This is a genomic window from Kribbella sp. NBC_01245 (assembly GCF_036226525.1).
Classification (GTDB): Bacteria; Actinomycetota; Actinomycetes; order Propionibacteriales; family Kribbellaceae; genus Kribbella.
Genome location: NZ_CP108487.1, coordinates 2,513,847 through 2,525,157, shown reverse-complemented (window position 1 = coordinate 2,525,157; position 11,311 = coordinate 2,513,847). Strand labels below are relative to the sequence as shown.

At 67.0% G+C, this 11,311-nt stretch carries 6 protein-coding genes; 2 read left to right on the top strand and 4 right to left on the bottom strand.

The window, feature by feature from the left end:
- Positions 1-43: 43 nt before the first annotated feature.
- Complete coding sequence (locus tag OG394_RS11125; RefSeq protein WP_328995094.1) at positions 44-3,193, top strand: glycoside hydrolase family 9 protein; 3,150 nt, start codon at positions 44-46, stop codon at positions 3,191-3,193.
- A 47-nt stretch (positions 3,194-3,240) separates the two neighbouring features.
- On the opposite strand, the gene OG394_RS11120 is transcribed toward OG394_RS11125, so the two are convergent.
- The 3 genes from OG394_RS11120 to OG394_RS11110 form a co-directional block, all read right to left on the bottom strand.
- Positions 3,241-4,494 carry a glycoside hydrolase family 15 protein gene (locus OG394_RS11120; RefSeq protein ID WP_328995092.1) on the bottom strand — a complete coding sequence of 418 codons (1,254 nt, stop codon included), beginning with the start codon at positions 4,492-4,494 and terminating at the stop codon, positions 3,241-3,243.
- Positions 4,495-4,594: 100 nt separating this feature from the next.
- Positions 4,595-5,407, bottom strand: a complete 813-nt coding sequence (locus OG394_RS11115; protein ID WP_328995090.1) for an NPP1 family protein — start codon at positions 5,405-5,407, stop codon at positions 4,595-4,597.
- A 138-nt stretch (positions 5,408-5,545) separates the two neighbouring features.
- The gene (locus OG394_RS11110) at positions 5,546-6,427 is read right to left on the bottom strand and encodes a DMT family transporter (protein WP_328995088.1); all 882 of its coding nucleotides are present in this window, start codon (positions 6,425-6,427) and stop codon (positions 5,546-5,548) included.
- A gap of 31 nt (positions 6,428-6,458) precedes the next feature.
- Between OG394_RS11110 and OG394_RS11105 the strand changes: the two genes are divergently transcribed.
- Positions 6,459-8,780, top strand: a complete 2,322-nt coding sequence (locus OG394_RS11105; RefSeq protein ID WP_328995087.1) for a glycoside hydrolase family 5 protein — start codon at positions 6,459-6,461, stop codon at positions 8,778-8,780.
- Positions 8,781-9,164: 384 nt separating this feature from the next.
- On the opposite strand, the gene pknB is transcribed toward OG394_RS11105, so the two are convergent.
- Positions 9,165-11,177 (bottom strand): Stk1 family PASTA domain-containing Ser/Thr kinase, encoded by a 2,013-nt coding sequence (pknB, locus tag OG394_RS11100; protein ID WP_328995085.1) that lies wholly within the window; start codon positions 11,175-11,177, stop codon positions 9,165-9,167.
- Between the last annotated feature and the right edge of the window lie 134 nt (positions 11,178-11,311).

Here is an 11,311-nt window from a genome sequence, read left to right as displayed (position 1 = left end):
GCAAGCGCTCCCAGAGCGACCGCCCGCATTCCGGAGGTCCGGTATGTCCACAGTCCGCAGGCTTCTCCTGGCCTGCCTCGGTACGACGCTGATCGTGCCGTTGCTAGCCGCACCGGCCCTGGCCGACGGCCCGTACGAACGTCTTCTCAACACCAACTTCGACAGCGGCACTAAGAGTCCCTGGTGGAGCAGTGCGAACAGCCCGTCGACTGTGACCGACGGCCGGCTGTGCGCGCAGATCCCGGCCGGCACGGTCAACCCGTGGAGTTCGATGATCGGCCAGAACGACGTACCGCTCGAGCAGGGTCAGCCGTACACCTTGCGGTTCGACGCCTCGGCCACCCGGCCGGCGACCATTCGCGCGACAGCGCAGATGGCGGTGGCGCCGCATACGACGCCGTTGAGCAAGTCTTTCGCGATCACGACTACGCCTCAGACCTTCACGGTGACGGCGACGTCGACCGTGACCGAGGTGCACAGCCAGGTCACCTTCCAGATGGGTGGCGCGACTGAGGCGTACACGTTGTGTCTGGACAACATCTCGTTCGTGGGAGGTGTCGTGCCGCCTGGTGGGCCACGAGATCTCGGATCCCCGGTGCGAGTCAACCAGCACGGCTACCTGGTGGACGGACCTAAGCGAGCCACCGTCGTTACTGCTCTTCCTGGTGAGCAGCCGTGGCGACTAGTTGATGCGGCCGGTGCTGAGGTTGCTGCCGGTCAGACCTCGCTGTATGGGCCAGACGCGATGTCGGGCGACACTGTCCAGCTGGTCTCGTTCGACGACTTCCGCGTTGCTGGTAAGGGTTATCGGCTTGCGGTCGGCTCTGAGGTTAGTGAGCCGTTTGAGATCTCTGAGGACCTGTACGACGGCCTGCGGCGCGATTCGCTCGCGTACTTCTACCACAACCGCAGCGGCATCCCGATCGAGTCCGAGTACGTCGGTGACGCCTACGACCGGCCTGCCGGACACCTCGGCGTAGCGCCTAACACTGGCGACACCTCCGTGCCGTGTCTGCCTGGTACTTGCGACTACAGCCTCGACGTCCGTGGCGGTTGGTACGACGCCGGGGACCACGGCAAGTACGTCGTAAACGGTGCACTGGCCGCTTGGCAATTGCTGGACCTCTACGAACGTTCGGCCACTAAGGGCGACTTCGCGGGAGTGGCAGACCGTACGTTGCGTATCCCCGAGTCCGGCAACCGGCGGCCCGACGTACTGGATGAGGCCCGCTGGGAGATCGACTTCATGCTGCGGATGCAGGTGCCGTCTGGGGAGCCGTTGGCTGGCATGGTCCATCCCAAGATCCACGATGTCGCCTGGACCGGTTTGCCGCTGCCGCCTGCAGCTGACGCGCAACCCCGGTACTTGTACCCGCCGACGACTGCGGCGACTCTGAACGTTGCGGCCGTGGGAGCGCGTTGTGCCCGGATCTACGCGGTGTGGGACCCAGCGCTTGCTCTGCGGTGTCTAATCGCCGCTACGAAGGCCTGGAAAGCAGCGAAGGCGCATCCGGAGCTGTACGCGCCGGCCGAGAGCGTTGGCGGTGGGCCTTACGCGGACACCGACGTACGTGACGAGTTCTCGTGGGCTGCAGCGGAGCTCTTCGCGACGACCGGCCTTCCGACGTACAGGAGTCAGATCACGACAGGGCTGACCACCGACGGCTTCTCCTGGCGGGACATGGGTGGGTTGGCCGATCTCGCGTTGGCCCGGGTGCCGTGGCGGTTGACCGGGACTACGCGGAAGGCGGTCGAGGGCCGGATCAAGTCGGTGGCGGACCAGTACGTCGCGGCACTTGGCCAGCAGGGGTATGCCAATCCGTACCTGCCGACGGACGGGAAGTACGTCTGGGGCTCGAACAGCGCGACGGCGAACAACGCGATGGTGATCGCGATGGCGTACGACCTGACCAAGCAGGCGCGGTATCGCGAGGCGGCGGTCGAGTCGATGGACTACCTGCTCGGGCGGAACGCGCTCAACCAGTCGTACGTCACCGGGTATGGCGAGCGGTCCGCGCAGAACCAGCACCACCGGTTCTGGGCGCACTCGCTCGACGCGGCCCTGCCGAATCCCGCGCCGGGCTCGCTAGCGGGTGGCCCGAACTCGGGATTGCAGGACCCGGTCGCGCAGCGCAACCTGCCCGGGTGTGCACCCGCGACCTGCTACGTCGACGACATCGGCTCGTGGTCGACCAATGAGGTCGCGGTCAACTGGAACTCCGCTCTCGCCTGGATCAGCGCCTTCGCCTCGTCGGTATCCGATGCTGGCGCTGGTGGCGGGTCTGCGGCCGCGGGGGTGCTGGCTAGTCCGATCGATCTCACCAGCGGGTTCTACGTGGACCCGAACTCGACGCCGGCGACCTGGGTACGCAACAACGGCGGCGACTCGCGCGCTGCCGCGATCAACTCGTCGATCGCGACCAAGCCGATGGCGAGGTGGTTCGGCAATCCGCCCAGCGGTACCACCATCGGCACGATCGTCGGCGCCTTCGTCGGAGCCGCCGACAACGCGGACAAGGCGCCGATCCTGGTGGCGTACAACCTGCCGGGGCGAGATGCGTGCGGCGGTCATTCCGGCGGGGGAGCGGGATCGCCCTCGGCGTACCGCACCTGGGTCGCGGCCTTCGCCTCGGCCATTGGAACCAGGCCGGCCATAGTGATTCTCGAACCCGATGCCCTCGGTGACTTCGAGTGCATGACCGCGGCGCAGATCACCGAACGCAACGGCATGCTCTCGTTCGCGCTGCAGCAGTTCCGGGACAAGGCGCCGAACACCTGGGCCTACTTGGACGGCGGCAACGCGGGCTGGGTCGCGGCGGACACGATGGCCCAGCGGCTGAACGGCGCGGGCGTGACGTACGGCCGCGGCTTCGCGGTCAACGTGTCGAATTACTACACCACCTCGCAATCGACCAGCTATGGGAACTCGGTCCGCAACAGCCTGTCCAGCCGGTACGGCTACACCAAGCCGTTCGTGGTCGACACCAGCCGCAACGGCAACGGCTCGAACGGCCAGTGGTGCAACCCCGCCGGCCGCCGCCTCGGCTCGGTCGCCCAACTCGGCGGCGGCGCCGAAATGCTGCTCTGGGTCAAAGTCCCCGGCAACTCCGACGGCCCCTGCGGCACCGCCCCCAACACGTCCGCCGGCCAATTCTCCCCAACCCTGGCCATCAACCTGATCAACGGCACCTGACCAAAGCCACGCCGTCCCCTCCCGTTTCATCGGGCGGGGGCGGCGGGTTACGGGATTGGGAGCGGGTGGTCTAGCGCGGTGGCGGTGAGGACTACGAGGGCGGAGGTCCAGCCGAGGGGGGCTTCGCCGGCGGGGGTACCGTGGCGGTTGACCTTTTCGGGGATGGCGCCGGTGCGGGTGCGGTTGGTGTCGAGCCAGGCGAGGACGGACTCGGCGGTCAGGCGGTCGCCGCGGGAGGCTGCGCTCAGGCCGAAGAGGGCCGTTTGCGGCGTCCAGGCGACGCCGTCCGGTCGCCAGTCCTGGCCTGGGGTCACGCCGCCGTTCGGGATGGTGAGGAGGGCGTGGCTGCGTTCGATCGCCTCGACCACTTCGGCGCGGGCGGGCGCGAAGGGTGGTCCGAGTACGGTGACGATCGCGTCGGCGCCGCCGTGTTTCGTGCGGGGATAACCTCGACGGCCGCCGAAGGCCCGGTCGATACCTCGGCTCAGGCGGTCGGCCGCGATGGACCAGCGGTCGGCGTCCTCGGGGTGGTCGGTCCTTTCGGCAAGGGCGCTTGCGGCGCGCAGGCCGGTGAGCAGGGGCGCGACCGTACCGAGGGTGAGCTCGGATTCGTTGCGCTCCCAGTAGTCGGGGGAGGGCGCCGGCAGTCCGTCGGACCCGAGTTCGACGGCGATCTGGTCGGCGGACTGCTGGAGCATCGGCCAGAGCCGCACCACCTGCGCGTCGGCGACGGGCCGATCCTCGTGCAGGGTCGTGCATAACCAGGCCGCCCAGAGGATCCAGCCCGAACCGTCCAGCTGGGGTTGACGTCCGTCCGTCACCGGGCCGGATCCATCGCCGTGGTGCCGCGCCTCCCATCGCCCACCTGCTTGCGCTTGTACGCCGACGGCGAGCTCGCGGGCGGCACCACCCGCGGTGGCCTTCTGCGGGCGAACCTTGTCCAAGTACGCGAAGACGTCGGCGGCCTCGTCGTACTGGCCGACAGCGCACCAGGCGGCCGCGGTAAATGAGGCGTCGCGCGGCCAGACGTACCGCCAGGGTCCGTCCCAGCCTGCGAGCGGACCGCTGCCGGTCGGGGTGAGCGCCTTGAGGTCGGTCAGCGCCTGCCGGACGAGGCCCGGGCGGGTGGACGGGAGGCGTAGATCCGTTGCTAAGGGCGCTTTTCGGTGCTCGAGTGGGATGCCTTCGGCGACCAGCTCGGGTTGCGGGTTGTTGTGGATGTTCACCGCGGTGCCTGCGGCGAGAGTGCTCAGGAGTACGCCGATGACCGCCCAGGGGTAGACCTTGGCAGCGTTTCCCATCGGTCCACCTCCCCTCGGCCGCCGGCATTCGTTGCCCGGTCAGGATAGTCACTCCGCGGGGAGGTGGACGCCGGTGTTCACCTTGCGAGCTGGTGACAGTTCAGCCGTAGGGGTTGAAGGTCACGCTCGAATCGCTCGGCTTGGCCTTGTTGAGCTCGTTCAGCCAGCTCGCGTCCTTGAGGCCGAAGCTGGCCTTGCCCCAGTTGTGGTTGGAGATCCTGACCTGGTAGTCGTGCGGATAGCCGTTCCAGCCGACCAGGGAGGGGAACTTCCAATTCCGGTGGTGGTTCTCGGGTGGCTCATCGTTGTTGTTGGAATTCCGGAAGCAGTGCGTGCTGGCGCCGTCTTTGTGGTAAACGACCTTCGGGTGTTCGCCCTCGAAGAACCGGACGTTATTGCGGTGGTGGATGTTGTAGCCGCCGTGGCATGAGGTGGATACCCACCACACCCTGCCGCCCGTCATCCAGACGACGACGTGTTCCCAGTCGTGCCGGTGTCCGAAGACGCTGCTGCCTGGACCGATCTGGTCCTTCTCGAAGTAATAGCCGTAAAGGATCGCGCACCAGCCGTTGTTGCATTTGTAGCGCGAGTAGGCATTGGTGTTGTTGAGGTCCGATTCGCTGCGGCAGTTTTCGGTTACGCCGCCGCCGATGCCCAGACCGGGGGCGAGGCTGCCGTCGGAGCCGATGGCGGGAGTGTTGTAGCAGCTGTCGGTGTCGTAATCCAGCGCGGGCGCATACGCCCGCTCATTCGCGTCGGCGACCTGCGGCAAGGCCGAAGGTGGGTTCGCCCAGGCGCTGAGCGGAAAGGCGAACAGAACCGCGAAGGCGGCGACAATGCCGGTGCCGGCCTGGCGGATTCGCCGGAGTCTGGTTGATTTATGGGCTTTGGAATTCGGGCGGGTGAAGCTCACTTCTGTCTCCAGACGGTAGAGCTTTTGGGGGTCGAATTGCCCATGACCCTGCCGTCCGGTCGTATTTATGGCAATGCCCTGCCCGGATCCGGCCAAATGAACAGTTGCCGAACGAAGGGATTGCCACGATTTTTGGCGCTATTGCGCGAGGTGCTGGACCTCGGCTTCGATCTTGCGGCGTGGTGAGAGTTCGACCAGGAACATCGCGGCGAGGACCAGCGCTCCACCCGTGAGCATCCGTACGGTCACGTTCTCCCCGCCGAAGAGGACCGCGAAGCCCGACGCGAACACCGGCTCCATCGTCATCGCGATCGCCGCCCGCGTCGGTGCCAGGTGGGCCTGCGCCCAGGTCTGCACGATCAACGCGAACGCCCCGGCGACCAACGCCATGTACAGCACCGAGATCCAGTCCGTGCCGTTGCTGGGCAGGGTGAAACCGCCCGGGATCGCGCCGATCGCGCAGACGATGACGATCACCACCATCTGCAAGGCGGACAGGCCGAAGGCGTTCGAGGACGTCGACCAGGCGCCGAGTCCGACGATGTGCAAGGCGTACAGCGCGGCCGAGGCCAGCGTCAGCAGCTCGCCGTGGCCCATGCTGAATCCGCGCAGGGAGAGTACGGCGAGCCCGATCGTGGCGAGTACGACCGCCACCCAGGCCCAACGCCCGATCTTGTGCCGGAGGATGACGGCTGCGAGCAGCGGGGTGAAGACGACGTACATGCCCGTGACGAATCCCGAGACGCTGGCCGACGTATGCCGCAGGCCTTCGGTCTGGACGAGCTGCGCAATGCCGTACGTGATGCCCAGGGCGACGCCGCGGCCCTTGTCGAGACGACTGAGCCGGGAGATCGCCGGCGGATGGATCGCGATCAGCGCCACCGCCGCGATGGCGAACCGGAGGGCCAGGTAGTCGGCCACGTCCATCCGCGCCAGCAAATCCTTGGTAAGGAAGAACGTCGAACCCCAGGCGGCCGCTACAGCGAGCAGGGCCAGTACGGCGATGCGCGGATGTGTCACGCGCAAAGCCTCTCAGACGCCTGTTCTCCCGATGGCGGCAGGAGTACATGGTCTTCGGCAGGGTCTGGTCCTGCCGCTCGCGGTCCGCGATGATGTCGGCTCGCCGAACTGGGGACAGGTGAACATGCGCGGATCGATCGTCCGGGCGGCACTGGCCGCCGTACTGCTGGTCTCTCTGCTGACTACCCCCGCCGCCGCAGTGCCGCCTGAGGGTGTGGCCGCGGCGGGCGGGGTCGAGGTGGACTGGGTGCCGCCGTTGAGTACGCGCGGGCGGTGGATCGTCGACGCCGCCGGTAACCGGTTCAAGCTGAAATCCGGCAACTGGCACGGCGCCAGCGGGACCTGGAACGGCTCCGGCAGCGCCGACGACAACGCCAACCACCACGCCGGTGAGAACGCCGGCCGAATGCCGCTCGGCCTCGACCGCGCGCCGATCGCCGAGATCATCGCCGGCTTCGCCGAACTCGGCATCAACAGCATCCGCTTGCCGTTCTCGAACGAGCTCATCCGCGACGCCCGCCCGGTCACCGACGCGTCCGTCGCGGCCAACCCGGGCTTGCGCGGCAAGACGCCACTGCAGGTGTACGACGTCGTTGTGGCCGAGCTGACCGCCGCTGGTTTGGCCGTGATCCTCAACAACCACACGACCACGACCCGCTGGTGCTGCGGCGTCGACGGCAACGAGCGGTGGAACAAGAGCCAGTCCGCCCAGACCTGGGAGACCGACTGGCTCTTCATGGTCAACCGCTACAAGGGGAATGGGCGAGTCGTCGGTGCCGACCTCTACAACGAGGTACGCCGCGACGTCTGGGATGACCCGAACTGGGGTTGGGGCAACGACCACGACTGGTTCGCCGCCTCCCAGCGCCTCGGCGATCGGATCCTCGCCGAGGCTAACCCGGATCTGCTGATCATGGTCGAGGGCATCAACTGGACCGGCATTCCCGTCGACGGATTCCCGCACGAACGCCCGACCCTCGAGCCCGTACGCCGCCTCTCGCACACGCTGATCGCATCGAACAAGCTCGTGTACGCCGCCCACTTCTACGACTACACCGGTCCCCGCCATACCGGCGCCACTGGAACGGGGGAGACCAGTGATCCCCGCTACCGCGACCTCACGCCGTCCGAGCTGATCAGCGAGCTCAACCGCCAGGCGTTCTTCGTCACCGCGGAACAAGCGCACTTCACCGCTCCGGTATGGATCAGCGAATTCGGTGTCGGCGGACGCGATGAGACCGGGTCGAAGCAACGCGCCTGGTTCGAGAACTTCGTCGACCACCTGGTCCGTACCGACGCCGACTTCGCCTATTGGCCTCTGGTCGGCTGGCACACCAACCGAACCGGCAACGGCTGGGCGCTACTGCACTGGGATGCCGCGGGCAACCGAATGGGCCTGTACGACGGCGACGACTGGCGGGCTGCCGCCTGGACGCGCTTGCGGAACGCGCCGAGCAAAACCGGCCCAGTGGCTGTGGTGCCGCACTGGAAGATGCTGAGCCCGGACCACGGCGACTTCGTCCAGTCCAAGCGAATGCGCGCCGTCGGCGACTGGGACGCTGGCGCCAGAAAAGCCGCTTGCCCTGACGGCACTCGCCTGGTCGGCCTCAGCCATACCGGCAACAGGGGCCTTTGCCGTTCCGGCGGCGCCACCTGGATCGGCGGCCACGAAGTGGTGAAAGACGAGCGCCACGTATCGCCCGACTGGGCCTCCGGGTACACCAAGTTGCAGTGCGCTCCCGGCCACTTCCTGATCGGCTACAGCGTGCGCGGCTCGGCCGTCTCGTCCGCCCTGTGCGCAGCCACATCCGCCACGCTCGGCACAACCGGCCGGACCGTTTGGTTCGACCGCGGCGACAACCGAGGCGGCGCCGGCGGGGACTTCGCCTCCGGCCACTACAAGGGCCAATGCGCCGACAACGAGTACGCCGCCGGCATCGCCTACACCGCCCGCCTCGGCTCCTCCCGCACCCCGACGCCCTCTACTGCCGCCCCCTCACGTAACCGACCGCATCCGCGCCCTCACCTAACCGACCGCCTCCGCCCCCTCCCTATTCCGAGGGTCGACCCTCGGAATAGGGGGTGGACTCGCCAAATTTGCCAGGTCGACCCCCCATTCCGGACGCCGACCCTCGGAATGGGAGGCCACGCCCGGTCTTCGCCCGTCGCCTCCCGATATGGCGCGCATGTTCTCCCGCCGCGGCACGGCGCCTGCCGATGCAGTCGCGTTGCCACGTTCGCACGGCCCGTACGCCCAGCTTCCCGAGCGGACTGGACGGTTTCAGGACCGAAAAAAGTCCAGTCCGGTGGGGAAGCGACACCACTCGTCATCCGTGAACGGCACCACTCGTAGCAATCGGTCATACCTCACCCGTCCCCCTGAATAGCCCGCCGTACTTGGCCGGTTCGGGTCGGGTCAAGGGCGCGCATGCGTCGGCGTTAGCCGATGGAACCCTTGACGCGGCCCGAATCGGCCTGACAATTCGCAAGACTTCAGGGGGACGGGTGCCCACCAAATGCCAGCGCCAATGCCAGCGGGCAGAAGGGCCCGACGGCCGCCGACGCGCCTGGTCATACCGGCCCGATGAACGCCAATACGCCGGTCACAAGGGCTCGCTGAATACCGGCAACATCTGGTCACAAGGGACCGATGAACGTCGACACGCCGGGTCACAAGGGACCGATGAACGTCGACACGCCGGGTCACAAGGGTCCGATGAACAAAAGGGGGAGAGCGTCAGAGGATTGTGATGATGACTACGGAGCCTGGTTTGGCCATTGTTCCGGCGGCGGGGTTTTGGGCGGCTACGAGGTTTAGGTTGAGGTTGAAATCGGCGCGGCGGATTTCGACCTTGAAGCCGGCGGTTGTGAGCATCGCCTTCGCTTCCTCGACGTTCTTGCTCCGCACGTTCGGGACCGCCCGCAGCGCGGGCCCCTTCGAGACGAGCAGCTTGATCGTGTCGCGCATATACCGCACGCCCGACCTCGGATCCTGGCTGATCACGCGCCCCTCAGGCACGACCTCGGACGTGGCCAGATCCACCTTCACCACAAACCCGAGCCGCTTCAACGCAGCCTTACCCTGCGACAGCCGCTTCCCAGTCTGATCCGGCACCGTGATCGGCCGCTTACCCTTGCTAACCGTCAGCAGCACCAACGAATCACGCTTCACCGACACGTTGACCTTCGGATACTGCCCGAACACCACACCGGCGGGAACGCTCTCGTTATAGATCTGGCTGACCTTGCCAAGCCGCAAGTTGGTATTAGTGATCGCCTGAGTAGCCGTCTGCTGGCTCAGACCAGTCAGCTTCGGCACCCCATACCGCTCGGGCCCCTTCGAAAGCGTCAACCCGATGGTGCCAGTCTTGAGGATGCGCTCACCCGGCCCAGGATCGGTCGAGATAACCAACCCAGCGCGCACCGTCTCGCTGAAAACCGGATCAAGCTTCTCGGTCTTGAGCCCGATCTCCCGCGCCTTCGCAGTCGCAACAGCCTCAGTCGTGTGCACCAAGTTCGGCGTATGCGTGTAGCGCTGCACCCCGAAGAACCAGGCGGCACTACCCACAGCGCCCGCAACAAGAAGAACAGCCATCAACGTCGCGAGCCCGCGCCCGCGCCGCTTCCCGGCAGGCGGCGGCGCGGACGGCGGCCCTGTCCGTAAGGCGCTGGCGATGAGTTCGGGCTCGACCACGATCGTGTCGTTCGGCCCCGGGCTCTGGGGGAACGACGGCGCCAGGCCGCCAGGCAGGGGAGTGCTCGCGGATGGGCGGGAGTAGCCGTCGTCGTACCCGTTGTCCTGGCGCATGGCCTGGATCGGCACGGTCAGGTCACCCGTGAGCTCCGGATCGTCTTGCAGGCCTTCGGCGAGGGCGCTGCGCACACGGTTGACCTGGCGGCTGAACACACGCGCGTCGGCAGGCCGGAGGTCGCGGTCGCGCGCGGTCGCACGTTGCACCAGCGCGTCGACGTACGGCGGGATGGAGGCCTCGAGCAACGAAGGCGCGGGCACATCCGCGTGCACGTGTTGGTAGGCGACCTGGATCGGGCTCTCACCAGTGTGCGGCTTCTCGCCCGTAAGCAGTTCGTACAGCAAGATGCCCGCGGAGTAGACGTCGGATCGGGCATCCGCGCGGCCATCCGTCACGAGCTCGGGCGCGAGGTACGAGACGGTGCCCATCAGCATGCCCTGGGTCGCGGTGTTGCCACTCGCCGTACTCGCCCGGGCCAGGCCGAAGTCGGCCACCTTGACCGTGCCGTCGTTGGCGATCAGCACGTTCTCGGGCTTGATGTCGCGGTGCACGATGCCCGCGTCGTGCGCGGCGGACAGCGCGGACAGGATCGGCGTGAGCAACTCGAGCGCCCGAGTCGGCGACATCGGGGAGAACTGGCGGACCAGATCGCGCAGGGTCCGGCCCGGCACGTACTCCATCGCGAGGAACAGCGTGCCGTTGTCGTCGCCCTGGTCGAACACGGCCACCACGTTCGGGTGGGACAGCCGGGCCGCGGACCGGGCCTCCTGCACGAACCGGCGGGCGAACTCGGCGTCATCACCGAGCCCGCTGTGCATCACCTTGAGCGCGACAACGCGGTCCAGACGGGTGTCCAGGGCCTCGTAAACCGTGGCCATGCCACCTTTGGCGACCCGCGCACCCACGCGATACCGGCCGTCGAGCAACCGCCCGACGAGAGGGTCGCTGGTCTGGGTGTCCACGTGGGCCTTCCCGCTCAGATCATCGCTGCTGTTCACACTCCTGCCTTGAGAGTGTAAAGAAGTGGTCCGGGCACGCCTTCGGCGCCGCGCCGGACCACCCTCCGTGACCGCTCTCGTACCAGGTCGACGTGACATCGTACGCGTCCAAGAGTTCCGTGACACTAAGTGGT

Excerpts from the sequence above, each read along its gene's own strand:
- OG394_RS11125 (WP_328995094.1), top strand. The coding sequence starts at position 44 with ATGTCCACAGTCCGCAGGCTTCTCCTGGCCTGCCTCGGTACGACGCTG.
- OG394_RS11120 (WP_328995092.1), bottom strand. The coding sequence starts at position 4,494 with ATGGGAAACGCTGCCAAGGTCTACCCCTGGGCGGTCATCGGCGTACTC.
- OG394_RS11105 (WP_328995087.1), top strand. The coding sequence starts at position 6,459 with ATGGCGGCAGGAGTACATGGTCTTCGGCAGGGTCTGGTCCTGCCGCTC.